The organism is Pedobacter aquatilis (assembly GCF_032678425.1).
GTDB classification, from domain to species: Bacteria; Bacteroidota; Bacteroidia; order Sphingobacteriales; family Sphingobacteriaceae; genus Pedobacter; species Pedobacter aquatilis_B.
Genome location: NZ_JAVTSG010000003.1, coordinates 652,778 through 678,268, shown reverse-complemented (window position 1 = coordinate 678,268; position 25,491 = coordinate 652,778). Strand labels below are relative to the sequence as shown.

The window sequence follows — 25,491 nt, the reverse complement described above, 5'->3', positions numbered from 1 at the left end:
TTGTTCTTAGAAATTAAATGTTGCTTTTACCATTGCAACCCTTCCCGGGATATAATAAGTGCCCGATGTAAATGAATTCACTGAAATAAAGTTGGCTTCAAACTTGGTCACATTCGCAATGTTTGTTAAACTAAACTCCAAATCTGTTTTTAACTTTATAAGTTTATACCTCAAATTCAAATCTGCAAACACATAGTTTAGATTTGGTTGTGCGACTTGTTTTGTGAAAATGTGTTCAGCAGAAACCGTCATAAACAAACTTTTGAAAATTGTAGCCGTAACAGATGATTGGTGTCTCAATTGCTTGTTCTTGGTTTCTAAAGCATCATTAGCTTTAGATTTTGTCTTGTTAATATTAAATGAAGCATTATAAGACCAATTGATATAGCTCGTTAATTTTGATTCAAAACCTGTTTTATAAGTTGTGTTTTGCGAAGTGAATGGCAGTAATTCATTGTTTTGTAGTTGGTCAAATTTACTGTCGCTATAACCTAATCCTGCATTTACAGTAGTCCTCAAATCAAAGAGATATTTACTTCCGGAAACGCTAGAGTTAAAACTTTTTACATCATTCACTAATGGCAAAACAATGCGTTCTTGAATGTTGTTGCTTAAGGTATAAGATGAAATCGTATTTCGGGTAGAATTAGAGTAACCCAAAGCCGCATTAAAAAATACCATTTGTATTGCTTTTTTATAGTTAAAACTTAAACCGGCAGCTTGCGTTTTACGTTCGGAAATTGGTGCATTATTCGAAAAAAGCGATCGATAATTTTTTAAAATAGTTCCGCGGTAAATATCATCGATTCCGCCTAAGTCATTTTTAAAACTATAATTTGCAGTCATATAATTTTCTATCCCAATTTGGTATTTGATGTTTAATGATGGATTAACAAAAAACTTACTTAAATCTTTATCCAAAGCTTTTTCTTCATCCTTATAGGTAATAAAATTATAGCTGATGGGTAAGTTTAAAGTTGCTTTCACTTTCCCAGAATTGTAATCATAAGTAGCATCTGTATAAAGTTTTGTTTTCAACCAATCAAGGTTATTTGTCATAGATTGAGCTACAAGTTCTGTATTGCTGTTGTTTTGAATACGGTATAACTCCGAATTTAATTCTTGCTGCTGAATGTTAAAACCAATTTTATAAGTTTGAGTAAAGGCATTATTTACGAAAGCAAATGAAGTATAATTATTAGTGTACAAGCTTGGAAGCTTAACGTATTGCGTTAAACCAGCGTAGGGATTTCCATTGTTCAAAATGTCCTCATTTAGGCCCGGACTAATATTTAATCGCTCAGGTTGTGTCGTTCTGTTAATGTAGGAGTATAAATTAAATGTATTTTCCGATTTTAATTTCTTTCTGTAATTCAACTCATTAGAAACGTCAAAAATTGATTGTCGAAGACTTTGCTGTGCACCATTTCCATTTGTTATCACCTCCGAATTAATAAATGAAGGACTGTAATTAAGTATTAATGTATTATTGAAATAATAATCATCTGCATTGGCAAGCAAATTAAACTTCGACTGCAATTTTTGCGGCTTTATTGAATTTAATTGCTGCTCTGTGTAGCTAATCGTTTGTCCAGATAAATAGGTTTCAGATAATTTATTATACTCTTGTGTTCTTACATCGTACAAATAGGCAAGGTTAACCTTCAACTGTAAAACATCATTAATTTTGTAAAGGTTATTGAAATTGATTAAGCCAGCCTTATTAAATAAAGTTCGGGATTGCGGTAGGGTAGGAACCCCAGCCGCACCAGCAGATAATAAACCCGATGGCTTATCATTTTCAAGCCTTTTTAAATAATCTTCGAGGTTAAATGAAGTTAAATCTATACCAGGGTCAATACCAATATTATTGCCTTTTAAGTTATTAATAAACTTTATTTTCTTCTTAAACATCATGGCGTTAGCGTTGGCATCAAATCTATTTGGCGTACCTAAGCCAACTTTAATATCACCCATAACTTTGAGTTTTGCATCATCTTTAATAACTAGGTTTAGTGCAACGTCATCGCTCATGTTATTTTTTCTGAGCATCTTAATCGGTTGGTCCTTCTCAATAACCTGAACCTTATCAACTGCACCGTGGGGAATACTTTTTGTGCCGATAGCATATTTATCATCTAAAATATTATCGCCATCAACATAGAGTGAGGAAATAGGTTTATCATTGTATTTGATTCTACCATTTTCCTCAACGGTGATTCCAGGCATTTTCTTAATTACATCGCCAATAGAACGGTCTTGTTTATCTGCAAAATCAGATGTTTTATAGTTCAACGTGTCGCCGTTCAAGGTTAGAGTTGGGCGATTTTTAACAACAACTGTTTTTAAGCTGATGTTACTTTCGTTCATTACAATTTGATTATTTTTCAGGAAATCAGCTATTTTAACCATTTGCTTTTCATAACCAATCGACGTAGCTTCTATATTTACCTCTTTTGAATCTGAACTTTGAATTATTGTAAATTCTCCTTTTTCATTACTTCTTGTAAAACTCAAAATGTTGCCTTCAGCATCTTTTAAATTAACATTTGCCGATGAAATAGCAATTCCATTGTTATCTTTAACAACGCCTTTAAATTGTTTTTGCCCAAAAGCAGAAGTAATACAAATGATAAAAACAATTGTGAACAATATTGCAATTCTCATCATTTGTCTGATAATTCGATAGGATTATTCAACTCAATTTTTGGAGTACTGGATGTTGTTGTTGGTTTTGAACCATAACCAGTAACCTGTATTCCCGAAGTTCTACCGGCCATTTGTGCATTCATAAAGCCAAATGGGTCTTTCTTTGCTGCTTCCTTAAGCTTATCTAAATCTTTTTTACTTGTTTTAATTGCATCTTTAGGTAAACTGATTTCGCCATTCAGTAGCTTTTGACTATCTGCCGCATCCGAATTTGAAATGTTTACAACACTTACAGAGCCATTAGCCGTAACTATCTTTGGTTCCTTTTCGTTATTAGTTTTAGCAGCTTCTGCCGTATAATTGATGTTATCCATTCCTGCGAAAAGGAACTGAACTTCTTTTTTATCATCATAAGCTTCTACTATCAAACCTGGTAAGCCATTTAGCTTCCACGGACCGGTTTGAAAAGGCAGTTCAGGTGCAAACCATACAATCCAGTTTCTACCTTTAAAACGAGCAGTTGCTTTTTGGCAGCTAATACCCGAAATACTCATCGTATCCTTGCTAATCTTCCAGTCTAATTTTGGTGTTGGTTCTTCAACAACATAGTTATTAACCAATTTTTCTTTTGTATAAAATTTGTCTTCAGTTATAAAATTGAAATAATCAACATTTGATGTTCTTTTGATTCCCGTCGCGTCCATTTTAATTCCTTGGGTCATAGATTCTGTCTGATTTTTGAAAGCTTCTTCAATTTTTTTTCTTCGTATTGCAGCTTGCTCAACTTTATCAAAGCTGGTATAAGCCGAGGCATTTTTGCCAACCATTAAAATCATATTTTCGGTATACGGCTTATCTCTTTGATTTGTATCCTGAACATGGATAAAGTTGTAGCTGACTTTAGATAGGGCTTTATCTGGTTTTTGTGCAAATGCAACTAAACCAATAGCTAGGGCAGATAATGTTGTGCAAATTTTTTTCATGATTAAAATTTTTAATTTTCGTAGAATTACGATTTATTCGTAATTAAAGAGGTGTTTTTAATTGTTTGGGTTAATATTTCCAAAGGATTTATTTTGTTTTCGTAAATCTACGAAATATTCGTAATAATAAAATGTTTTAACATTTTTTAACCTGTATTAAATTTTAAAAATCTTTTTGCTTTGAAAATGAATGTTCATTAGCTTTTGAAGGTATTCAGTTCCGCTTTTACTGCAATCTTGAACAACTTCTATGCTGAGGTAATAAGCATAACAATAGTATTTAGAGTAATGCAATTAAAAAAGTATTTTCGGGCAATTGGGTTTAATAACAAAGGCAGCCCCAACCAAATGCAGTTTGCTTGGTAATTACAATAATATATATACCAGCCTGCGTAAATTAAACCTGAAAGGAGCTAACAAGCAGCCGATTTTTTTATGAGGCAAATAAAGCGGATGGCAGGGCAGAAGGAACAAAAGTATTGCCATACTTTGCTTTTCAAATAATAATAATATCGGTATTTTGCATGGTCTCAAAAATCAGTAATTCTTATAAAACTTGAGGCCAAAGTATTTAGATAAAATTATTTTTGATATGTGTTTGTGTGTTAATTGAAATTGTTCTATATTTGCACCTCGTTAAATAAAAATTATAAAACAAATATTTAAACAATGTACGCAATAGTAAATATAGCAGGCCAGCAATTTAAGGTTGCTAAAGACCAGCACCTTTTTGTACACAGATTGCAAGGAGATGAAGGCGCTAGTATTGAATTTGATAATGTATTGTTGGTTGATAATGGTGGTGCAATCACTGTAGGAGCTCCTGCAGTTAAAGGTGCTAAAGTTTCGGCAACTATCGTATCTCATTTAAAAGGTGATAAAGTAATCGTTTTCCACAAAAAACGTAGAAAAGGTTACAAAAAGAAAAATGGTCACCGCCAGTTTTTCACAAAGATTCAGATTTCTGACATCACTCTATAATTAATTGTTAACCTAATAATTCGCTTTTAGCGAGTTACAAAATATAAGAAAATGGCACACAAAAAAGGAGCCGGTAGTTCGAAAAACGGACGTGAATCGCATAGTAAGCGTTTAGGTATTAAAATTTTCGGTGGTCAGTTAGCTATCGCTGGAAACATTTTAGTACGTCAACGTGGTACAAAACACCACCCAGATAAAAATGTAGGTTTAGGTAAAGACCACACTTTATTTGCTTTAGTTGATGGAACAGTAGTTTTCAGAAAAAAAGCTGATAACAAATCATATGTTTCTATTCTTCCTATTACTGATGCTGAAATTGATGCAGCATTAGCAGTAAAAGCGCCAGTTGCTAAAAAAGCAGCAGTAGCTAAAGAAGTTGTAGAAGAAGCACCAGTTGCTAAGAAAGCACCAGCTAAAAAGGCTGCTAAAAAAGAAGATACTACTGAAGAAGCTGCATCTGCAGAATAATTGGTAATCAACTTATAATAAGAAAACCATTCTGATTTTCAGGATGGTTTTTTTGTTTCCTTACCATTTAAGCAGACAGATAAACACAGTTTTGTTGATTGTTCTGAGCATTAGGTAGGCATTATGAATAACTTAAATGGCAATATTTATCTGTGTTTATCCTTTTTAATCTGTGGTTATTTAAATAAAAAAAAATCGCTACAATAATGCAGCGATTTCTTATATAGTTTCAAATACTTTAGTATTGCCTAGCCATTAAATTCATCGTTAGGCTTAAAATTGTTTCTTTAGCACTAGCTTCCACATCGATTTGGCTCATATAATCAAGTGCTTTATTTAAGTAGTCTTCCATAGCTTGTTTCGCTATTTCCGGAATGTTTAGCGTATTATAGATGTTCGTAACTGCCTCAACTTTTTCTTTGCTGTCAAAATTTTCCAAAGCAATCCAATTCTTTAAAGTTTGTAGGTTTTCGCCATCTGCCAATTCTAATGCTTTTAAAAGTAAAAAGGTTTTTTTGTTAGCAATAATGTCTCCGCCAACTTGTTTTCCAAATTTATCTGGGTCGGCATAAACGTCTAAAATATCATCTTGTAATTGAAAAGCTACACCAATATTTTCTCCAAAGTTGTATATAAGTTCAGCATCAACTTCAGAAGCGTTTGCAATTATTGCCCCCAACTTTAATGCCCCACCCAACAAAACTGCAGTTTTTAACCTTATCATGTTGATGTACTCATCAATCGTTACGTCATCACGGGTTTCAAACTCCATATCTAAAGTTTGGCCCTCGCAAACTCCTTGAGCAGTTGTGTTAAAAGTGTCTAAAACATCTTTTAGGAAAATTGGATTTACCTTAGCCAAATTTTTGTTTGCTTCAACCATCATCACATCGCCACTTAAAATGGCAATGTTAGTGCTCCATTTTTCGTGCACCGTTGCCTTTCCTCTGCGTAATGGTGCGTTATCCATTATATCGTCATGTACAAGTGTAAAATTGTGAAACACTTCAACCGCCATCGCCGCATGTATAGATTCTTTTGCGTCTTCTCCGAATAATTCGGTCGCCATTAAAACCAATAGTGGTCTGATTCGTTTGCCGCCTAAATTGATTATATAAGTTATTGGGTCGTAAAGTTGTTTGGGTTTTTCAGGAAATTTTAAATCTTGTATTGCAGTTTCTAAAATTTGCTGTAATTCTACTGTATTGTACATTTTATTTTTTTAAAGAGGGCGATTTTTCTAATGTGAAAGTGTTTATTGTTATTAATCCTGGATTAAGGTGAAATCTATCTGACGTTTAGATAAATCTACTTTTTTAACTCTAATCATCACTTCATCTCCCAACTGGTATTTTTTCTTTTTGCGCTGACCAACAATGCAATAATTTTTCTCATCTAAAACATAAAAATCGTCAGATATATCGCGAAGCCTTATCATACCTTCGCATTTATTTTCTTCAATTTCTACATACATGCCCCATTCGGTAACGCCAGAAATTACACCTTTGTAAATAGTGCCAATGTTTTCTTCCAAATATTCGGCTTGTTTGTATTTTATCGATGCTCTTTCGGCTTCTGCAGCTCTTTTTTCCATTGCTGATGAATGTGCACTTGCCACTTCGTAAAATTCTACATCAGCAGATTTTCCACCATCTAAATAAGTTTGCAGTAAGCGGTGTACCATCACATCAGGATATCTACGAATAGGAGAGGTGAAATGTGTGTAATATTCAAAAGCTAATCCGTAATGACTGGTTTTCTTGGTCGTATATATTGCCTTTGCCATAGAGCGGATGGCTAAAGAGGTTAATATGTTTTGCTCTTTTTTGCCTTCAACATCAGCCATTAAATGATTTAATGATTTTGCAATTTCCTTATCAGATTTTGTATTAATTTTATAGCCAAAACGTGAGGCAAAATTTGCAAAAGTATTCAAGGTTTCCATATTTGGCGAATCGTGAACACGATAAACAAAGGTTAGTTTGTTTTTCCCTTTAACCTTTTTGGCGATAAACTCGGCTACTTTTCGGTTAGCCAAAAGCATGTAATCTTCAATAAGCTTATGTGCATCTTTGCGTTCTTTTACGTAAACGCCAATCGGTTTGCCATTTTCATCGAGTTTAAATTTAACTTCGGCACTTTCGAAACTAATTGCGCCATCTTTAAATTTTCTGTCTCTTAAAATGTATGCCAATTCATTCAATTTAAGAATTTCATCTGCATAATCTCCCGCTTTATTTTCAATTACTTCTTGCGCTTCTTCGTAAGTAAATCTTCTATCAGAATGAATTACAGTTCTTCCATACCATTCAGCTTTGATGTTTGCTTGCTCGTCCAACTCAAAAATGGCTGCAAAGCAGAGTTTATCTTCATTTGGTCTAAGCGAACAAACACCATTACTTAATCTTTCAGGTAGCATCGGAATTACTCTATCAACCAAATAAACCGATGTAGCTCTGCTATATGCTTCTTTATCTAACTCGCTGCCTTGTTCAACATAATAAGAAACATCGGCAATGTGAATGCCAATTTCATAATTTCCATTTGGTAATTTCTGATAAGAAATGGCATCATCAAAATCTTTAGCATCAGCAGGGTCGATGGTAAATGTTAGTACGTTTCTGTAATCTTTTCGCTTAGCAATTTCTGTCGAAGGAATTTCTTCTGGAATTGCGTTTGCCTCTTTTTCTACTTGCGGAGGGAACGACAACGGAAAGCCATATTGCGCAAGAATAGCATTCATTTCTGTATTATTCTCGCCCTGGTCGCCAAGTACGTGTTTAACTGTTCCAATAGGATTCTTTGCACCTTCCGGCCAATCCGTTAAACTTACCAAAACCCGCTGACCATTTTTTGCACCTAAAATATCGCTCAGTGGCACAAAAATATCGTGAAGCATTTTCTTATCATCAGCGATAACAAACGCAAATCTATCCGAAATTTTTATCACACCAGTGAAATCAGATTTTGCCCTTTTGATAATTTCTATAACTTCACCATCATTCTTTCTTCCATTTTTCTTTGCAAAAACGTAGGCCTTAACGGTATCGCCATGAAGTGCATTTTTTAATTTACGTGGCGCAACGAAAACATCTTTTTCAAATTCATCTTCGGGAACAATGTATGCAGAGCCATCGGCTGTCATATCAACAGTTCCAATAATAAAGTTTTGTAAGTCTTTTAATTTGAATTTTCCCTTCTCAGGTTCTAAATAAATTCCAGAACCTTTACCTTCTTTTAAGATTTCAAGAATGGTTTCGCGAGATTCTTGATCGTTAAGATTTAATTTGGCAGAAACCTGTTTATAGTTAAGCGCTTGATTGTTGTTTTTTTCAAAAACATCACTAACCAGTTGATTCAGAACTAATTTTATATTTGCAGATTTTTTCTTCGCCATATGCTAATTGTATTTTACCGAAGATACAGAAAAGATGCAAAAAAGGCTGTTTGTTGATGTAAAATGTCAGATTGATGATGTTAGAAATGACTTAATTCACCTTTAATTTTATGTATTTTATTTTTTTTCTAAGTGATGTATAACTTAGGTGAACAGCGCCATCCTTCGCCTGAATTATTGCCGGATAACTATATTCTCCTTTGGGATGCTCTTCTAAAGTGTAAATGTTTTTCCAGTTTTTACCATCATTAGAAATGGCTAATTTTAAAACCGAGCGACCTTCCCACCAATCTTTCCCAGATTCAAGTGGATTGTAGATTAATAGCTGTCTGCCATCTTTTAAAGTAACGGCATCACTTCCGGAATTTGGATTGGGTAATGTAGTTGGTTTTAATTTTGACCAACTTTCTCCATTATCAACAGACCAACTTTCTACAATTACATTCTGCCTGCTTCTGCATAAAAGCTGGAGTTTGCCATTAGGATAAGTCAGAATTGAAGGTTGAATTACCCCAAACGTATCACAATCGATATTTATTTTTCGCCAGTTTTTACCATTCGCATCTGTTTTTTCGAGATGAATAAGCCATTTCTTTTCATCTAAACTTTCCGTGCTCGATGGGTATAATATTTCTCCGTTTGCAATTTGAATAGGTTTGTTTTTTATCGGACCTAAAAAACCTTCAGGGAGTTTCTGCGCCTGCGACCAGGTTTTACCATCATTTGCAGAGGTTTTAAATTCTGCCCACCATTCCCTAGGATTTGGTCCGATTTTATAGTGAAGATATAATGTTCCATTTTTGGCTTTAAATAGTACCGGATTCCAACATGGAAAACGTAGGGTGTCATTTTGAATTCCGTTAGCAACTTCAATTGGAGCGCTCCATTTACCATTCTGGTTTATTGATGTCCAAATGGAAACATCTTTGCTGCCCTCATGTTTTCCGCCAAACCATGCACTCATTATCGAATTGTTTTTCAGTTCGACAAGGGTAGAGGCATGGCAAGCCTCGAAAGGTGCGTTTTCAAATATATAAGCTGATGAAACTATATTAACGGTCTGCTCTTGCGCTATTGATTTTAGCCATAAAATTGAGCAAAATAGTATCAGAATTGATTTTCTAGTTTCCAGGAATAGCATCTATTAATTTTTTAGTGTAAGCAGCTTTTGGAGCAAAGAAAATCTCTTCAGGAAAACCTTCTTCTTCAATTTTGCCCTTATTCATAACCAAAATACGATCTGAAATGTGTTTTACAACCGCCAGATCGTGAGAAATAAAAATATATGTTAAGCCGAATTCGCTTTGTAAATCTTTCAATAAATTTAAAACCTGTGCCTGTACCGAAACATCTAAAGCAGAAACCGATTCATCACAAATTATAAACTTTGGTTTTAGCGCTAAAGCACGAGCAATCACCACACGCTGTCTTTGTCCGCCACTAAATTCATGCGGGTAACGATTGTAATGTTCTTCCTTTAAACCAACCTTTAGCAGTAATTCAATAACTTTCTGTTTCCTTTCAGCATCGTTATTAAAAAGCTTATGTACAATTAAAGGCTCTAAAATGGATTGGCCAACGGTGAGTTTTGGATTTAGGGAAGCATAGGGATCTTGAAAAATGATTTGGATATCTTTTCTAAGTTTCCTTAATGATGATTTATCAATATCTGTGATTTCATTTCCTTCAAAATAAATATGGCCTGAAGTTGGCTGAATTAGGCGTAAAATTGTTCTGCCAAGCGTTGTTTTGCCACATCCAGATTCGCCAACCAAACCTAAAGTTTCACCAGGGAAAACTTCGAAATTGATAGAATCAACTGCCTTAACGTAATCTTTATGTTTAGAAAAAATACCACTTTTAATAGGGTACCAGGTACAAAGCTGGCTAACTTTTAATAATGGAGGTTTTGAATATAAATCTTTTCTCCTGATCGTAATTTCTTCTTCAGTGATTTGGTTTTTATCGCTTAAATGGGCACTTGCATCTTCAACTTTACCTGTTAGAAAATCAGTAACCACTGGCAATTTTTTTAATTTCAAAGCAGGTGAGGGGCGGCAAGCTAATAATCCTTTTGTATAAGGATGTTGAGGATGGTTAAAGATTTCTTTTGCTAAACCCTGCTCAACGATTTCTCCTTTATACATCACGGCAACTTCGTCTGCAATTTCATTTATCACACCCAAATCATGTGAGATGAATATCATAGACATATTACGTTCTTCCTTAAGTTTAAGAAGTAATTGGAGAATGGTTTTCTGAACGGTTACATCTAAAGCGGTTGTGGGTTCATCGGCAATTAAAAGCTTTGGATTACAACTCAAAGCCATTGCAATCATTACCCGCTGTTTTTGCCCACCAGAAATTTGATGAGGATAGCTATCAAATATATTTTCTGGCCGTGGTAACTGAACTTCATTAAAAAGCTCAATCGCTCGTTTTTTAGCGGTGTTCTTGTCTGTGTTTTGATGTAAAATAATGGCTTCTGCAACCTGTTCGCCGCAGGTAAAAACCGGATTTAAGGAGGTCATTGGCTCCTGAAATATCATGGAAATCTGATTGCCTCTAATTTGGCGGATTTCGTTTGAGCTCAGATTTAATAAACTGATGTCTTCAAAATCAATATTGCCTGATATTTTTGCTGAGCGCTCATCGTGCAAACGCATAATTGAAAAAGATGTAACCGATTTTCCGGAACCTGATTCGCCTACAATGCCTAAAACTTTTCCTTTTTTTACACTAAAACTAATTGTTTTTACCGCATTAAACCACGATTTTTCGTCTTGGTTATAGAAATCAATTTTTAAATTATTTACGTTTAGCATCAGGTTACAATGGTAATGTTTTCTGCTGAAATTATTTCATCTCCTTTTAATTTTAATAAAACCTGTGCGGTAGTAATTACATCTTTCTGGCAATACGTTACAATTCTTGGTAAGTTTTGTTCCTCGTAATAAACTTGCCTAACCATACTGCCGTCGATATCATCTTTCGGTGTTGGTACATTTAAAATTGCAGCTAAAAGGTTTAAGGAAGTGTAATGCTTGTAATCGCCAAATTTCCACAATTCCATCGTATCAATATGATTAACCTCCCAAGGTTTTTTGCCAGATAATTCTAGCTGTTTTGGAATTGCTAATCCGTTTATTAAAAATCTCCGGCACAAATATGGAAAATCGAATTCTTTGCCGTTATGTGCGCAAAACATCAATGAAGCAGGCTGTTTATCTAAAAGTGAAGAAAAATCCTTTAAAATATCAATTTCATTATTGCCGTAAAACGACTTTATTCTTAAATATTGAGTTTTGTCCTGCTGATAAAATATGCCTAAACTTACACATACAATCTTACCGAACTCCGCCATAATTCCGGCTTTCTCATAGAAATCTTCCGGAGATTGTTCCGCCGACCGTTGATAATGCGTTTTCTGTTCCCATAGGTCTTGCAAATGCTGTGGAACATCGTTATAATTTGCATACTGTGGAACGGTCTCTATATCGATAACCATTATTTGATTAAGATCCAGTGTTTTTAGCATATAACAATATAGCGAATTAATAATTATCAAAAAACAATTAACAAACCTCAAACCGATGCATTATTTTTTCTAAGTTTGATACATGGCAGAAAGTAAATTCGAATTATCGCTAGAAAATGGCCCTCATAAATTGTTGGCAGATTTAATAGGTAATTGGCAAGGACAAACCAAAACCTGGTTTGAGAAAGATGTATTGGCCGATGAATCGCCAATGGCAGCCACCATAACAACGATATTAGGGAGTAGGTTTATTTCTTATGATTACGAAGGCAGTTTAGATGGACAAGCATTTGCGGGTAAAATGATTATTGGATTTGATATCCCTTATCAAAGATTTTCGGCCAGCTGGATTGATACTTTTCACATGGGAACGCAAATTATGCTTTCTTCTGGTGAATTTACTGAAAATGGTTTTTCTATTTTAGGTTCATACGGTAGTCCGGAATATGGCGACCAACCCTGGGGTTGGAGAACCGAATTGGAAGTAATAAGTAATGATGAAATTGTGTTGTCAGCTTATAATATTTCACCAGAAGGTGAAGAAGCTAAAGCAACTGAAACGGTTTTAAAAAGAAAATAATATTCAAACCCATCAGGTTTTTCAGAACTTGATGGGTTTATCATTTTAAAACAAAGTTGGATTTGGAGTTGAACCATTGCCCATCATTGGAATCTTCAAATCAGTTCCAATCGCTTTATTAAGTTTTTCGATAAAATAAGCAGATAATAGAGGTGAGGCTAGCTCAACATTTTGATGCACAAAGAAGTATAAGTTCTCTAAACCTTGATCTTTCCATTTAACAATGCGTTCAACCCATTCATCAAGTCTTGCATAATCGCTTTCATGATTAGCACCAACGTAACGAACAAATGCCGTAGGCGTTGTTAAGCGCATATGCAGCATATCTCTTCTTCCGGCAGTATCTACAATTATATTTGCAATTCCATTTTCTTCAAATAACCGGGCAAATTCCTTAGCAATTTCAGGGTTCGAAAACCATTCGCCATTTCTAACTTCTACGCCTAAGGGAATTACTTTAGGAAACTCATTAACAACAATTTTTAAACGTTCAAAATCTTTTGGTTTAAAATTATCATGCAGTTGCAGAAAAGCCATGCCTAATTTATCTTCAAAATTACTAATTGCATCACAGTATTGTTCAACTGGTTCTTTAACGTTAATTAATCTTTTAAAATGACTAATTGTATTGGTTAACTTCGGGAAAAACTTAAAATCTGCAGGAGTTTTTTGTGTCCATGTAATTACCTGTTCGCTACTAGGCATTCCGTAAAATGTTGCGTTCAATTCAATTGAGTTAAATTGTGTTGAATAATAAGTTAACTCATCTTTTGTCCCTTTCGGATAAAAGCCTTTCAAATCGGCCTTATTCCATTTGGCGCAACCAACGTAAGCCTCGAATTTTTGTTTTGGTTTATTTGCCTTTAATATCGCTTCCGTTTCCGGAGCATCAGCAGGAAGTTTAAAATCTATAATTGATGGGTCGTCTACTTTACCGAATTGCATGTTAATCTTTATTTATTTCAAATATATCCAAATCTCCATAGATAAGTAGTTCTATTACATCATAAATTTTATCTTTGAGCCTTTCATAAAGGAACTTATTTGAACAATTTCCAAATTCAAGAAAAACTAATTTTGGTGGAACTCCTTTCCAAGAAACAAGTTCCCGAAAATCTAAATCTTTTGATATAATAATAACCTTCGCTTTGCTTCTGGCAAGATTATAAACCTCAATGTCTGACGTCTTATTCAGTTTTAATAAATGAAATGAAATGCATTTAATATTGATTTCATCCATTAACCATTTAGCGACAATCGGTGAGATATTTTCATCTAACCAAAACTCCCAATCATTCGTAAATGTATTCATCCCTAAGTTGTTTTGTGCTAAAGACCAAAGCAGCCTTTATATCATCAGCCTCGAGGATGGGATGCTCCTCTAAAATTTGTTCGTGTGTCATACCGGATGACAGAAGTTCCATAATATCAATTACGGTAAAACGATTGCCTCTTATTGTTGGCTTACCGCCCATTAGTCCAGGGATGAATGTAATTCTTTCTAATAATTTACTTTCCTGACTTTTCATAACTAAATATAAGAAATAATTATGTGATAATAAAAAAGCGCCAAGTATAAAACTCAGCGCTTAGTAATTTATGAATCAATAACCTGCAAAAAAAAACTGGTAACAGGTAACTCAATTAATAACCCAATATCTTTAAAACCTGCTTACTATTTTGTTCCTCCCCAAAAACCTCGAAATTGAAACTTTCATCGCGGTTTCTGCGAATTAAAACATGCTTCGGACTAGGTAATAGACAATGGTGAATACCACCATAACCACTTAAAACTTCCTGGTAAGCACCAGTGTGGAAGAAACCCAAATACTGAACTTTACGCGTCTTCGGCATAAATACACTATTCATGTGCGCTTCCTGGTTGTAATAATCCTGACCATCGCAGGTTATACCACCTAAGTTTACACGCTCATATTCCGCGTCCCAATTGTTTATTGGTAATAAAATATATTTTTGGTTTAGCGCCCAAACATCAGGTAAATTGGTAATGAAAGAACCATCTAGCATCAACCAGCGCTCACGGTCGTTTTGTTGTTTTCTACCTAAAACTTTGTATAAAATACCCGATGCTTCAGCAACTGTATACTTACCAAATTCGGTAATAATATCTGGTTCCATAACATCGTGGATCGCACAAATTTCCTTAATCCTCTTCACAATTTCGTTTACCATATATTCGTAATCGAAATCGAAAACCAAGGAATCTTTAAACGGCATACCACCACCAATATCCAAAGTATCTAAATCGGGATTAATCTTTTTAAACTTGCAATAAAGCGTTACATATTTCTCTAACTCATTCCAATAATATGGCGAATCGGTAATACCCGAATTAATAAAGAAGTGTAATAACTTAACGCGGAAATTCGGGTTATGAACAATTTTATTGTTATAAAACTCGATAATATCTTCCATACGAACACCCAAACGAGACGTATAAAATTGTGAGTCTGGTTGTTCCTCAGCAGCTATACGAATACCTAAATTGCAAGGCGTGTCGATATCAACCTCATCATCAAAAAGGTTAAATTCTTCCTTGTTATCCAACACCGGGATGATGTTTTTATAACCATCGTGCAACATATCAATAATATATTGCTTGTATTGGTAAGTTTTAAAACCGTTGCAAATAATGGTTGTATCCTTAGTTAAATGCCCTTTTTTCTCCAAAGCATCAACCATTGGCATATCAAATGCCGAAGAAGTTTCTAAGTGAATATTGTTTTTTAGTGCTTCTTCAACGATATGTCTAAAGTGCGAGCTTTTAGTACAATAGCAATATTTATAATCGCCACGATAGTTGTTTTTTAAAATGGCAGTTTGGAAAAGAATCTTCGCTTGTTGAATCTTCTTACTCACCATTGGTAAATATGTGAAACGTAGGGGCGTACCGTAAGTTTCAATCATTTCCATCAGGTTTAAATCCTGAAAATATAATTCATCATCTATAACATCAAAGCCATCCTGCGGAAAGCCAACACTTAGATCAAGAAATTCTGAGTAACTCTGCATTTACTTTTAAATAATTTTTGCAAAAATGTAATTTTAAATCGAGAATTAATCTTTATTGAAAATATTTTTACTGTATAGAAACGCTTTAATTCTACACACATTATTTTCAGTTCTTGTTTCTAAACATATGTAGACTAAATGTGTTTAATTTATCTTCTTTTTTATTACAGTAATTTATCTATCCCGCAAATTTCGCTGATTTTCGCAGAACATACCTGATATAGAATCTGAGCTAATTTACTTTAATCTGCAGGAGGATATTTTTTTGAAAAGTAATTATTTTTGATACAACGATATCGAGCATCTTTCTCACTGAGCATCAATGGATTTTAAAATATTTTAAATTTTTTAAAGTAATTATTGATTCCAATCGTCTTCACTCAAAAACCTTAACAATAACATCAATAATTATCCTCAATATGATTTCGATATTTAAGACCAACATTCAGACAGGAATTGAGTTAAATAAAATTGCTCAGCATTTAAATAACTTGCTTTCAGGCGCAACCTGGAGTGTAGATTTAGGCGACTCGGATAAGATTTTAAGAATAGATTCTAGTGTAGATAAAATCGGCGATGCCGTTTCACTTTTAACCAAGTTTGGTTACGACTGTGAGAACTTGCAGAATTTTTATGCACCGCCGGTTTGGTAGGTATAGATAATGTCATGTTGAGCTTGTCGAAACATTTTTGTAAGTAAAGTTCTTCGACAGGCTCAGAATGACAATTTATATTTATCCTTTTCTCAAGTACTTCGTTAGTATTACAATCATTTGCCCCTCAACTTTACCTTCAATTTGTTCGGTATTATCATGTACCAGGCGAATATTTTTGACTACTGTACCCAACTTTGCACTTAAGGTAGAACCTTTAACATCTAGTGTTTTTACTAGAACCACTGTATCACCCTCATATAAACGAGTTCCATTACTATCTTGATGAAATTCTACTGTTCCATCCAATTCATGGTCGCCGGTTTTCTTTGCCCATTCCAAAGTATCCTCTTCGAGGTATAAAATGTCTAAAGCATCAGCAGCCCAGCCTTCGTTTCTCAATCTGCTTAACATTCTCCAGGCCACAACCTGCACAGGAGCAAATTCCGACCACATGGTTTCTGTTAAGATTCTCCAATGATTAGCATCCAGCTGTTCTGTTTTTTCAATTTGGTCTAAGCAAGTTTTACAGACTAAAATACTGTTATCATTATTTGCATTGCTCGTTGGTGGAACTTCATAAACAGATAAATTATTTTCTGAAGTACATAATTCACATTTATTTCCTGAACGTGTTTGTAATTGTTGGGCTAAAGACATATAGATTGTAGATTTTCGGCGAAAGTAATAAAAATCAGATGAATGAAAATGTGATATTGATTACTTTTTCGGCAAATGAATCTCCGCCAACATACATCTTGCGCTACCGCCGCCATTTTTTTCGATGGTGTAAAGTGGTGCGTATATGATTTTACTAAACTTATTTAATGTTGATATTTGAACTTCATCAAGCGATTTATAGGCCTGCTCAGACATCACCAACAAACTTTCTCCGTCTTCATTTGAAACCTGTAGCATGTTGCCTGCAAACTGATTCATTTGCTCTAATGTAATTTCAATAATTTCTTTGCCTGTAGAATTTAAAACTTTCTTTAGAAAGTCACGCTCATGCAAATTTGGAATAGAGTTCAGGCAAACGACAGCAAACTTATCGCCAATGCACATCATCACATTGGTATGATAAATTGGGTAACCACTAGCATCTACCGCATTAAATATAACCGATTTGTAGCCCGCTAACTGGCAAAAGTTATTTAGCGCCTCAGCTTCTGTACGGATGCTTAAACAGGCATAAGCAATTTTATTTGTTCTGTCTAAAACCATGCTTCCGGTACCTTCCAGAAACATATTTACATTTTCGTAAAAACTTAAATCGTTAACATGGCTGACTTCGAATTTTTCTTTCAATCCTTCAATAATTTCATTTCTCCGTTCTTGTCTGCGGTTTTCAGAAAACATAGGATACAAATAAACCGAGCCATCCTCATGAAAAGAAACCCAATTGTTAGGGAAAATTGAATCGGGTGTTTCCGGTTCTATTGTATCATTAATTACAGTAACATCAATACCGTTTGCGCTTAATATCGAAACAAATCCATCAAACTCCTGTAAAGCCTGAGCTTGAATGTTATCTTCCTCAGATGCAACCTGAAATTTATTGTTGCCTGCCGTTTGCTCGTTGAATTTAAAATCAACCGGGCGTATCATTAAAATATTAGAAGTGGTTTGCATTTTTAGGTTGTAAGTTTTACGTTATAAGTCTTACGTTTATCGTGATAAGTTTTAAGCATATTGGTCGTAATACGTACAACTTATAACTTATAACTCAAATCATCTCTCAAAATTGGTAAACTCATACAATGGAAACCGCCACGGGCACGGGATAATTCCGCCGAAGGCATTAAAATCAACGTATCTGTCATAGTTTCTGCATCGGCTTTACCACTTTCCAAATCTTGTATTAAATCTTTAACATCAACAACATTAAAACCAGCGGCTTTGAAAGCTTCAACCGTTTTATCATTTCTGTCGTAACCTAAAACCACACCTTCCTTAATCGCCAAAAGATTGCAGGAATCTGTCCATTGCTCTCTCGAATCGTAAGGGAAGGTATTGTTTCCGCTATAAATGATTTTGGTTGGCTCGGTGCTCTTTAAATCATTCTGACTGATATCATTCAGTAAAGCTTCAACATGTTCGAATACTTTTGGCTGACCAGGATTTGCCTTCGTAAATTGAATGGCCGTTGTTGCTTCTAATTGTTCAGGCTCCTTTAAAAAGTTAATTGGCTCATGCGGATTATATTTTGGAGAATGCGCAATCGAATTTAAAATTACCCAGGTGTTTCGTTTCACTTGCGTGAAAACGGTATCCAGATGCATGTAATCTCGTTTGCTTGGGATTTTAACCACTGTAACTTTCTCTACCACGTCATTATCGAAAAGTAGCTTAATGGCTTCGTTTGCACCATGTTCTGAAGTTCTTTCGCTACAGCCTATTAGCACATGGTTTTCGCTTACCATCATAACATCGCCGCCCTCGAGTGTGGTGCTAAATGCAGGTTCATCGCCTGGGCGTAAAAAATGCATGGTTACATCAGGGATTTCCAAAACGTTTTTTTGGTCATCAGCAAATAATGGATGGTTAAAGAAAATATAGCGCATTAAAAGCGTTTCGCGAACACGGGCTTTTTTTGCAGGTTTATTTAAAAGAATATGGTTATTGATGGTTGTACCAACATCACGGGTAAAAATTAAGTTCGGAATTGGCGCAAAAATCATGGTATCGTTAGCTAAAGTTCCTGATATAAAAATTTCGGCTAATTCCTTTGGATTGGTGTTCGTTAATTCCATTTGCACTTTATAGGTACAACCCTCAATCGCTGAAACAGCAGCAACCAGTTTTTTGCGGATGGATTCAATTTCCAGAACCTCGCTTAATAAATTTTGAACCTCGATTACTGATTTGGAGTTATGAAATTCGGGGTGATTTGGTTTGTAAAAGTTACGATTTCCTTCTTCTGAATCGATTTCGGCAAGTTTACCCTTAATCTTTTCAGGATCGAGGAAATACATTAACAATTTTATATAATAATCGTATTCGCCTTTGCGGATGGTATCTAAATGTACAATGTCTTCAAAAAGCCAGTCTTGTGCTTTTGATGGCACAACTTTACCCAAGCCACTATCTGGGCTGTGAATTAACAACTTACGCAACCTGCCGATTTCGGTTTTTACGTTTACCTTAAAATTTTGATTCTGCTCGCTCATAAAATAAGTTAGTTATTGCAAATCTATCAGAATTATTTAGATATGAGCATTGAGATTATAGATTTGAGACAGGGCTGCATATTGATGATTGCCTATTGCAGAAGCCAAAGTTAATTAAACCTCCTAGAAGCGGCAGCTCCCGATTCTCGATTCTTCATCGAGATAAATCGGGACTATAGCGGATAGGAGGACTAAACTAACCGAATAGCATTTGAGTACATTTCCAAATCCTTTTTATTTAGCATACGACTTCAGACTTCGAACTCCCGACTTCGGACTTTTTTGTTATTTTTACGCCATGAATTTTATTATTACCGCAACGCTTGATGCTGTTAAAGCACTTTACAACGAAGAAGTAGCTGAAAGTGTTATTAATATACAAGAAACCCGTAAAGAATTTGAGGGACAGGTTACCATTGTTGTTTTCCCAATTACTAAGATATCAAAGAAATCGCCTGAGCAAACTGCGAATGAAATTGGAGCATATTTAGTGGCAAATGTTGCCGATGTAACGGCTTTTAATGTGGTTAAAGGTTTCTTAAACCTGAGCATTGCTGAAAGTTATTTCCTTAATCAGTTCAATACAGAAACATTGGCTGATGATTTTGGTACTTTCAGTGCTAACGGTAAGAAGGTAATGGTAGAATATTCATCGCCAAATACAAACAAACCGTTACACTTGGGTCACGTTAGAAATAACTTGTTGGGTTATTCGGTTTCCGAATTGCTAAAGGCATATGGTTATGATGTTGTTAAGGTTAATTTGGTAAACGATAGGGGCATTCACATCTGTAAATCAATGTTGGCCTGGCAAAAGTGGGGCAATGGTGAAACACCTGAAAGTTCTGGCTTAAAAGGCGACCATTTGGTAGGTAAATACTACGTTATTTTTGACAAGGAATACAAAAAAGAGATTGATGCATTAAAAGCGGAAGGACAAACCGAGGAAGAAGCCAAGAAAAATGCGCCATTAATTAAAGAAGCACAACAAATGCTTTTGAAATGGGAGCAAGGCGATGATGAAGTTGTTTCCCTTTGGAAAACCATGAATGAATGGGTTTACGCAGGTTTCAACGTTACTTATAAAAACCTTGGGGTTGATTTCGATAAGTTTTATTACGAAAGCAATACTTATTTATTAGGGAAAGATACGGTTGATGAGGGTTTAGCAAGTGGCGTTTTCTTTAAAAATGAAGATGGTTCCGTTTGGATTGATTTAACGGCCGACGGTTTAGATCAAAAACTGGTTTTGCGTGCTGATGGAACGTCGGTTTACATTACGCAGGATTTAGGAACTGCTGCGATGAAATACGATGATTTCCAAATGGATGAATCGATTTATGTGGTTGGTAATGAGCAGGATTACCACTTCAAGGTATTGTTTTTAATTTTAGAAAAATTAGGCAAAAGCTGGGCTAAAGGATTGTATCATCTATCTTATGGAATGGTAGATTTACCTAACGGTAAAATGAAAAGCCGTGAGGGAACGGTAGTCGATGCCGATGAACTAATTGCCGACATGATTGCAACTGCGCAGGAAAAGACTGAGGAGCTGGGTAAAATCAACGATTTCTCTGAAGAATATAAAACTGAGCTTTACAAAAACATAGGTTTAGGTGCTTTAAAGTATTTCTTACTTAAGGTAGAGCCTAAGAAACGTTTACTTTTCGACCCGAATGAAAGTATCGATTTTCAGGGAAATACCGGGCCATTTATTCAGTACACACATGCCAGGATAAAATCTTTATTAAGCAAAGCTGAATACAAGTCGGAAGTTGGAAGTCCGCAAGCTGGAGATTTGTTGCCAGTGGAACTAGACATGATGATGCTCTTGGCAAAATATCCTTCAGAAATAGAAATAGCCGCAAAGGCGCATAGTCCGGCGAGTTTGGCGAATTATTTATATGAGTTAGCTAAATTGTTTAATAAATTTTACCATGAGATTCCGCCAATTGTTAAAACAGAAGCTGGAGAAAGCAAACAATTCAGACTAAACTTAAGCAAGAAAACTGCTGATATTATTTATAAAGGTATGTTGATTTTGGGTATTACTTCTCCGGAGAGGATGTAAGGGGATTTACGATTTTTGTAATGACCAAATCACAAGTTTCAATTCTCATTTGAGGGCATGACGAGTAATTATCAATGCTTAAATTTCAATTTCCAACTAATCCATTGATAATTTGAAAATCACTTAGTCTTGCTCAATGATTAATGAACTGATTTTACTTTGTATTGCTGCTTTTTCAGCAGGCTTTATTGATGCTATTGTAGGTGGCGGTGGTTTATTACAAACGCCTGCCACCTTATTAATTTTGCCACATTATCCGGTGGCGACCTTGCTGGGCACTACCAAAATACCATCCATTGCTGGTACTTCATTGGCCGCTTACAAATATTCCAAGCATGTTAAGTTTAATTATAAAGTTTTAGTTGCTTGTGCCATATCCGCATTTTTAGCGGCACTATTAGGTGCATTTTTAGTTAGCCGGATTGATAATGCGGTCATCAAGCCCATTATTTTAGTCGTATTGATTCTGGTTGCTATTTACACCTATTTCAACAAACAATTTGGCATCCATCAAGAGAAAGCACATTCTACTAAACAGCAGGTTTTAATGGCGATGCTTTTTGGTTTAGTGCTTGGTTTTTATGATGGCTTGATTGGTCCGGGAACAGGTTCTTTCTTGATACTGGTTTTTATTGCAGTATTGGGCTTTGATTTTGTTGGTGCGAGTGCTCATGCTAAAATTGTAAATATTGCCACCAATTTAGCTGCCATCCTTTACTTCAGTTCAACCGGACATATTCTCTTCCAATATGCAATACCGATGGCTATTTTTAATACCACCGGTGCTTATTTCGGTACGAAACTCGCTTTGCTTAAAGGGAATAAATTTATCCGGATCTTTTTTCTGCTTGTCGTTTTCGGTACGATACTGAGGTTTGCGTATGATGTTTTGTTTTGAGTAGTTAGTATCAAGTAGCGAGTATCAGGTATCAAGAAGCAGGTATCAAGTATTAAGTGAAGAGAATGTTTTTCATTTTAAATGCCAGATAGCCCAATAACCAAATATCTAAGTATTTAAACACCAACACCCAACCAACATCTAAACAACCAATACCCAATCAACCAAACATCTAACCAACTAACCAACCAATTATCCCTTTTCAATTCCAGGTTTTTCTGCTATTGCTTTCTTTTTTCTGAAGGTAGGAAAGCTCATAGGACTTTTTGCTGGTCTTTCATCACCCAACAAAGCACCCCATTGTTTGAACATTTCTGTACGGTCGAAAATGATTTTTAATACAGCAACGATTGGTAAGGCAAGGAACATTCCGGAGACACCAGCAATACTTCCGCCGATAAATACCCCCAGGATTGCAAAAAGTGCATTGATTTTTACTTTTGAACCCACAATACGAGGCATCAAAATATTATTATCCAGAAACTGTACAAAAGCAATTACCCCTAAAACAGTAAGCACAGGCCATAATTCCTGAGAAGATGTTAAGGTAAGTAGCACACCAATTACGTTTCCAATTAATGCACCAACATAAGGTATCAGGTTCAAGATTGCGAAGATTACACCAATTAATAAAGCGTGTTTGATGCCGATAAGCATTAAAATTCCACCCAATAAAACAGTCATGTATGTGATTTGTATCAACAAGCCTATCAGATAACTTTTAATGATGGATTCGGTTTCATAAATCGCTTCTTTAACCTTTGGATGGTGCTCTGTTTTGAACCACATAAAGATAAATCTCAACAGGATATCTTTGTAAAAAAGCATCAGGTAGATGTAAATCGGCAACAAACCAATAAAAACGAATACGCCACTTAAGGTAACCGCTGCACCACCTGCTATGGATGTACCCATGTTCATTAAGTCGTCGCTCTTATCTTGTATAAATGCTTTTTGCTGATTGGTGTCATATTTAGAAATGCGGCTAATCCAATCGCTTAATGAACTAATGTGTTGATTTACATTGTTTTTAATCTGCGGAAAGTCTTTAACCAATATGCCTATCTGGTTGGAGAAAAACCAAACAATTAGGGCTACAAATAAAGCGACCAATAAAATAGGTAATATAATAGATATGGTTTCAGGTACTTTTCTCTTTTTAAGAAAACGGTAAACAGGCAAAAGCATGATGCTGATAAAAAATGCCATTAAAATCGGCATAATAATATCACTGCCTATTACCATTACCGCAACAAGGGCAATTAAGCCTAGTAATTCGATAGAACGTTTAACGGTTAGAGGTAAATTATTCGTCATAGTTTTTAGGTTTTCTGTTAAACATGATTTGTTTAGAAATGTTTTAAGATAGTGATAGTTTTTGGTTATTGTTGAATTGATTAATTGTTTATTGTTAAATTGGATATTTAGTTATTGTCCTTCGACTCCGCTTAGGAGGACAGCGCCTACGCTTAGAATGACAATATTGTTTATTTGCTGATTTGGTTGTTTCTAATTTGGTTAATTGGTTATTGTTAAACTGGTTAATTGATATATTGGTTATTGTAAAATTGATAATTTTAATTTGTATATTGCTTATCGCTCCCCCTTATCCATTTCCCATCCTCCATCCTTAAAAAAAAATACCTTCTCCTCATACAATTCACCACATATTAAATTAATTTTGCCGCTTGTATTAAAAGAACATGGACAATCAAGATACCATCATTGCTTTATCAACTCCTCCGGGTTCGGGTGCTATTGGCGTTATACGCCTTTCTGGACCTGATGCCATCAGCTTAACCAATTCGGTTTTTGCAGGGAAAAATCTGGAGCAACAAGCCAGTCATACTTTACATTTTGGTTTAATTAAAGATAATGAAAATATTGTAGATGAAGTAGTTGCAGGTTTGTATGTTGCGCCAAAATCTTATACAAAAGAAAATGTAGTTGAGATTTCTTGTCATGGTTCAAATTATATTATTCAGCAAATTATTAACCTGCTGATAAGCAAAGGTGCCAGAGCGGCGAAACCCGGAGAATTTACCTTAAGGGCTTTTTTAAATGGTGCTTTTGATTTAAGTCAGGCAGAGGCCGTTGCCGATTTAATCGCTTCAAATTCTAAAGCTTCGCATGATGTGGCCATGCAGCAAATGCGTGGTGGTTTCGCCAATGAGTTAAAAGCCTTGCGTGAACGCTTGATTCATTTCGCTTCGATGATAGAATTGGAGCTTGATTTTGCTGAGGAGGATGTTGAATTTGCCAATCGGGAGCAGTTAAAGGATTTGGTTAACAAAATTAATCAGGTTTTACGCCGATTGATTTCATCGTTCGAGATGGGGAATGTGATAAAAAACGGCGTGCCGGTTGTTATTGCAGGCAAGCCAAATGTTGGTAAATCGACCTTGTTAAATGCTTTGTTAAATGAGGAACGTGCCATTGTATCTGACATTGCCGGAACGACCAGGGATACCATAGAAGATGAGCTAACCATTGGCGGTGTGGTTTTTAGATTTATTGATACCGCGGGAATACGCGATACGGCTGATATTATTGAAGCCCTGGGGGTAGAGCGTACGCTTGAAAAAATGAAGCAAGCCAAGTTGATTATTTACATGGCGGATGCCAACCAAAGCATTGCGGAGCTGGAAGAACAAATCAGAGGCTTGGCGCAATTGGCTATTCCTTACCTGGTGTTGCTTAATAAAGCTGATTTAATTGATGAAAACCAGCGAAAGGCTTTTGAAAGTTTGAATGTTGTATTTATTTCTGCAAAGGAAAAAATCGGAATTGAAGCCCTAAAAGATACTTTGTTGGAACAGGTTAATTTGCATCACATTAACACCAGCGAAACCTTGGTTACAAATATCCGCCACGTTGAAGCTTTGAAGCAAACGGAAAATGCCTTACAAAGGGTATTAGATAATGCAGATAACCCGGTAACTTCTGATTTCCTGGCGATGGATATTAAGCAAGCGCTTCACTATTTAGGCGAAATTACCGGAACAGTTACAACTGACGATTTACTGGAGAATATCTTTACCAAGTTTTGCATCGGCAAGTAGAATATTAT

The 25,491-nt window shown here is 35.3% G+C and carries 22 protein-coding genes; 7 read left to right on the top strand and 15 right to left on the bottom strand.

Annotated features, from left to right (window positions below):
* Window positions 1–6: 6 nt before the first annotated feature.
* Together R2Q16_RS12930 and R2Q16_RS12925 are read right to left on the bottom strand one after the other, a co-directional pair.
* A complete protein-coding gene (locus R2Q16_RS12930) occupies window positions 7–2,670 on the bottom strand; it encodes a carboxypeptidase-like regulatory domain-containing protein (RefSeq protein WP_316737559.1) in 2,664 nt (887 codons plus the stop codon).
* Window positions 2,667–3,632 (bottom strand): GLPGLI family protein, encoded by a 966-nt coding sequence (locus R2Q16_RS12925; RefSeq protein ID WP_316737558.1) that lies wholly within the window; start codon window positions 3,630–3,632, stop codon window positions 2,667–2,669. The genes R2Q16_RS12930 and R2Q16_RS12925 overlap by 4 nt, the downstream gene beginning before the upstream one ends.
* 669 nt (window positions 3,633–4,301) lie before the next feature.
* Here R2Q16_RS12925 and rplU point away from each other — a divergent pair.
* On the top strand, window positions 4,302–4,613 hold the full coding sequence (rplU, locus tag R2Q16_RS12920) for a 50S ribosomal protein L21 (RefSeq protein WP_010601215.1): 312 nt from the start codon (window positions 4,302–4,304) through the stop codon (window positions 4,611–4,613).
* A gap of 51 nt (window positions 4,614–4,664) precedes the next feature.
* Window positions 4,665–5,081, top strand: a complete 417-nt coding sequence (rpmA, locus tag R2Q16_RS12915) for a 50S ribosomal protein L27 (RefSeq protein WP_316737556.1) — start codon at window positions 4,665–4,667, stop codon at window positions 5,079–5,081.
* A gap of 238 nt (window positions 5,082–5,319) precedes the next feature.
* On the opposite strand, the gene R2Q16_RS12910 is transcribed toward rpmA, so the two are convergent.
* The 5 genes from R2Q16_RS12910 to R2Q16_RS12890 all read right to left on the bottom strand — a co-directional run bounded on the left by R2Q16_RS12910 (window position 5,320) and on the right by R2Q16_RS12890 (window position 11,986).
* Window positions 5,320–6,294, bottom strand: a complete 975-nt coding sequence (locus R2Q16_RS12910) for a polyprenyl synthetase family protein (protein WP_316737555.1) — start codon at window positions 6,292–6,294, stop codon at window positions 5,320–5,322.
* A gap of 51 nt (window positions 6,295–6,345) precedes the next feature.
* Entirely contained in the window at window positions 6,346–8,478 is a 2,133-nt protein-coding gene (gene rnr, locus R2Q16_RS12905) for a ribonuclease R (protein ID WP_316737554.1), read from the bottom strand.
* A gap of 91 nt (window positions 8,479–8,569) precedes the next feature.
* Window positions 8,570–9,619 carry a sialidase family protein gene (locus R2Q16_RS12900; RefSeq protein WP_316737553.1) on the bottom strand — a complete coding sequence of 350 codons (1,050 nt, stop codon included), beginning with the start codon at window positions 9,617–9,619 and terminating at the stop codon, window positions 8,570–8,572.
* Window positions 9,600–11,303, bottom strand: coding sequence for an ABC transporter ATP-binding protein (locus R2Q16_RS12895; protein WP_316737552.1), 1,704 nt, complete (start codon window positions 11,301–11,303; stop codon window positions 9,600–9,602). The genes R2Q16_RS12900 and R2Q16_RS12895 overlap by 20 nt, the downstream gene beginning before the upstream one ends.
* A complete protein-coding gene (locus tag R2Q16_RS12890; protein WP_316737551.1) occupies window positions 11,303–11,986 on the bottom strand; it encodes a 3'-5' exonuclease in 684 nt (227 codons plus the stop codon). Before R2Q16_RS12890 ends, R2Q16_RS12895 begins: the two co-directional genes overlap by 1 nt.
* Window positions 11,987–12,098: 112 nt before the next feature.
* Between R2Q16_RS12890 and R2Q16_RS12885 the strand changes: the two genes are divergently transcribed.
* Complete coding sequence (locus tag R2Q16_RS12885; RefSeq protein ID WP_316737550.1) at window positions 12,099–12,596, top strand: DUF1579 domain-containing protein; 498 nt, start codon at window positions 12,099–12,101, stop codon at window positions 12,594–12,596.
* A 45-nt stretch (window positions 12,597–12,641) separates the two neighbouring features.
* Here R2Q16_RS12885 and R2Q16_RS12880 read toward each other — a convergent pair whose 3' ends face one another.
* The 4 genes from R2Q16_RS12880 to R2Q16_RS12865 form a co-directional block, all read right to left on the bottom strand.
* Window positions 12,642–13,541, bottom strand: a complete 900-nt coding sequence (locus tag R2Q16_RS12880) for a DUF72 domain-containing protein (protein ID WP_316737549.1) — start codon at window positions 13,539–13,541, stop codon at window positions 12,642–12,644.
* A gap of 1 nt (window position 13,542) precedes the next feature.
* Entirely contained in the window at window positions 13,543–13,908 is a 366-nt protein-coding gene (locus tag R2Q16_RS12875) for a DUF5615 family PIN-like protein (protein ID WP_316737548.1), read from the bottom strand.
* A complete protein-coding gene (locus tag R2Q16_RS12870) occupies window positions 13,889–14,125 on the bottom strand; it encodes a DUF433 domain-containing protein (protein WP_316737547.1) in 237 nt (78 codons plus the stop codon). Before R2Q16_RS12870 ends, R2Q16_RS12875 begins: the two co-directional genes overlap by 20 nt.
* 115 nt (window positions 14,126–14,240) lie before the next feature.
* Window positions 14,241–15,629: an arginine decarboxylase gene (locus tag R2Q16_RS12865; RefSeq protein ID WP_290244291.1), complete on the bottom strand. Its 1,389-nt coding sequence runs from the start codon at window positions 15,627–15,629 to the stop codon at window positions 14,241–14,243.
* Between the two features lie 419 nt (window positions 15,630–16,048).
* Here R2Q16_RS12865 and R2Q16_RS12860 point away from each other — a divergent pair, with 419 nt between their 5' ends.
* Window positions 16,049–16,282 (top strand): hypothetical protein, encoded by a 234-nt coding sequence (locus R2Q16_RS12860; RefSeq protein WP_316737546.1) that lies wholly within the window; start codon window positions 16,049–16,051, stop codon window positions 16,280–16,282.
* Window positions 16,283–16,363: 81 nt separating this feature from the next.
* Here the strand turns inward: R2Q16_RS12860 and R2Q16_RS12855 are convergent, their stop codons facing one another.
* The 3 genes from R2Q16_RS12855 to R2Q16_RS12845 form a co-directional block, all read right to left on the bottom strand.
* Window positions 16,364–16,942: an alkylphosphonate utilization protein gene (locus R2Q16_RS12855; RefSeq protein ID WP_316737545.1), complete on the bottom strand. Its 579-nt coding sequence runs from the start codon at window positions 16,940–16,942 to the stop codon at window positions 16,364–16,366.
* A 60-nt stretch (window positions 16,943–17,002) separates the two neighbouring features.
* The gene (ctlX, locus tag R2Q16_RS12850; protein ID WP_316737544.1) at window positions 17,003–17,914 is read right to left on the bottom strand and encodes a citrulline utilization hydrolase CtlX; all 912 of its coding nucleotides are present in this window, start codon (window positions 17,912–17,914) and stop codon (window positions 17,003–17,005) included.
* Window positions 17,915–17,994: 80 nt separating this feature from the next.
* Window positions 17,995–19,452, bottom strand: coding sequence for an arginine deiminase family protein (locus R2Q16_RS12845; protein WP_316737543.1), 1,458 nt, complete (start codon window positions 19,450–19,452; stop codon window positions 17,995–17,997).
* Window positions 19,453–19,750: 298 nt separating this feature from the next.
* Between R2Q16_RS12845 and argS the strand changes: the two genes are divergently transcribed.
* Both argS and R2Q16_RS12835 read left to right on the top strand, forming a co-directional pair.
* The gene (gene argS / locus R2Q16_RS12840) at window positions 19,751–21,523 is read left to right on the top strand and encodes an arginine--tRNA ligase (RefSeq protein ID WP_316737542.1); all 1,773 of its coding nucleotides are present in this window, start codon (window positions 19,751–19,753) and stop codon (window positions 21,521–21,523) included.
* Between the two features lie 136 nt (window positions 21,524–21,659).
* A complete protein-coding gene (locus R2Q16_RS12835; RefSeq protein ID WP_316737541.1) occupies window positions 21,660–22,421 on the top strand; it encodes a sulfite exporter TauE/SafE family protein in 762 nt (253 codons plus the stop codon).
* 192 nt (window positions 22,422–22,613) lie between these two features.
* On the opposite strand, the gene R2Q16_RS12830 is transcribed toward R2Q16_RS12835, so the two are convergent.
* Window positions 22,614–23,738 (bottom strand): AI-2E family transporter, encoded by a 1,125-nt coding sequence (locus R2Q16_RS12830; RefSeq protein ID WP_316737540.1) that lies wholly within the window; start codon window positions 23,736–23,738, stop codon window positions 22,614–22,616.
* Window positions 23,739–24,124: 386 nt separating this feature from the next.
* Here R2Q16_RS12830 and mnmE point away from each other — a divergent pair, with 386 nt between their 5' ends.
* Complete coding sequence (gene mnmE, locus R2Q16_RS12825; protein ID WP_316737539.1) at window positions 24,125–25,483, top strand: tRNA uridine-5-carboxymethylaminomethyl(34) synthesis GTPase MnmE; 1,359 nt, start codon at window positions 24,125–24,127, stop codon at window positions 25,481–25,483.
* Window positions 25,484–25,491 lie beyond the last annotated feature (8 nt).

Excerpts from the sequence above, each read along its gene's own strand:
- ctlX (WP_316737544.1), bottom strand. The coding sequence starts at position 17,914 with ATGCAAACCACTTCTAATATTTTAATGATACGCCCGGTTGATTTTAAA.
- R2Q16_RS12880 (WP_316737549.1), bottom strand. The coding sequence starts at position 13,541 with ATGCAATTCGGTAAAGTAGACGACCCATCAATTATAGATTTTAAACTT.
- R2Q16_RS12865 (WP_290244291.1), bottom strand. The coding sequence starts at position 15,629 with ATGCAGAGTTACTCAGAATTTCTTGATCTAAGTGTTGGCTTTCCGCAG.
- R2Q16_RS12910 (WP_316737555.1), bottom strand. The coding sequence starts at position 6,294 with ATGTACAATACAGTAGAATTACAGCAAATTTTAGAAACTGCAATACAA.
- rpmA (WP_316737556.1), top strand. The coding sequence starts at position 4,665 with ATGGCACACAAAAAAGGAGCCGGTAGTTCGAAAAACGGACGTGAATCG.
- R2Q16_RS12900 (WP_316737553.1), bottom strand. The coding sequence starts at position 9,619 with ATGCTATTCCTGGAAACTAGAAAATCAATTCTGATACTATTTTGCTCA.
- R2Q16_RS12925 (WP_316737558.1), bottom strand. The coding sequence starts at position 3,632 with ATGAAAAAAATTTGCACAACATTATCTGCCCTAGCTATTGGTTTAGTT.
- R2Q16_RS12870 (WP_316737547.1), bottom strand. The coding sequence starts at position 14,125 with ATGAAAAGTCAGGAAAGTAAATTATTAGAAAGAATTACATTCATCCCT.
- rnr (WP_316737554.1), bottom strand. The coding sequence starts at position 8,478 with ATGGCGAAGAAAAAATCTGCAAATATAAAATTAGTTCTGAATCAACTG.
- R2Q16_RS12830 (WP_316737540.1), bottom strand. The coding sequence starts at position 23,738 with ATGACGAATAATTTACCTCTAACCGTTAAACGTTCTATCGAATTACTA.
- R2Q16_RS12855 (WP_316737545.1), bottom strand. The coding sequence starts at position 16,942 with ATGTCTTTAGCCCAACAATTACAAACACGTTCAGGAAATAAATGTGAA.
- R2Q16_RS12845 (WP_316737543.1), bottom strand. The coding sequence starts at position 19,452 with ATGAGCGAGCAGAATCAAAATTTTAAGGTAAACGTAAAAACCGAAATC.
- rplU (WP_010601215.1), top strand. The coding sequence starts at position 4,302 with ATGTACGCAATAGTAAATATAGCAGGCCAGCAATTTAAGGTTGCTAAA.
- R2Q16_RS12930 (WP_316737559.1), bottom strand. The coding sequence starts at position 2,670 with ATGATGAGAATTGCAATATTGTTCACAATTGTTTTTATCATTTGTATT.
- R2Q16_RS12890 (WP_316737551.1), bottom strand. The coding sequence starts at position 11,986 with ATGGTTATCGATATAGAGACCGTTCCACAGTATGCAAATTATAACGAT.
- argS (WP_316737542.1), top strand. The coding sequence starts at position 19,751 with ATGAATTTTATTATTACCGCAACGCTTGATGCTGTTAAAGCACTTTAC.
- R2Q16_RS12860 (WP_316737546.1), top strand. The coding sequence starts at position 16,049 with ATGATTTCGATATTTAAGACCAACATTCAGACAGGAATTGAGTTAAAT.
- R2Q16_RS12895 (WP_316737552.1), bottom strand. The coding sequence starts at position 11,303 with ATGCTAAACGTAAATAATTTAAAAATTGATTTCTATAACCAAGACGAA.
- R2Q16_RS12835 (WP_316737541.1), top strand. The coding sequence starts at position 21,660 with ATGATTAATGAACTGATTTTACTTTGTATTGCTGCTTTTTCAGCAGGC.
- R2Q16_RS12885 (WP_316737550.1), top strand. The coding sequence starts at position 12,099 with ATGGCAGAAAGTAAATTCGAATTATCGCTAGAAAATGGCCCTCATAAA.
- R2Q16_RS12875 (WP_316737548.1), bottom strand. The coding sequence starts at position 13,908 with ATGAATACATTTACGAATGATTGGGAGTTTTGGTTAGATGAAAATATC.
- mnmE (WP_316737539.1), top strand. The coding sequence starts at position 24,125 with ATGGACAATCAAGATACCATCATTGCTTTATCAACTCCTCCGGGTTCG.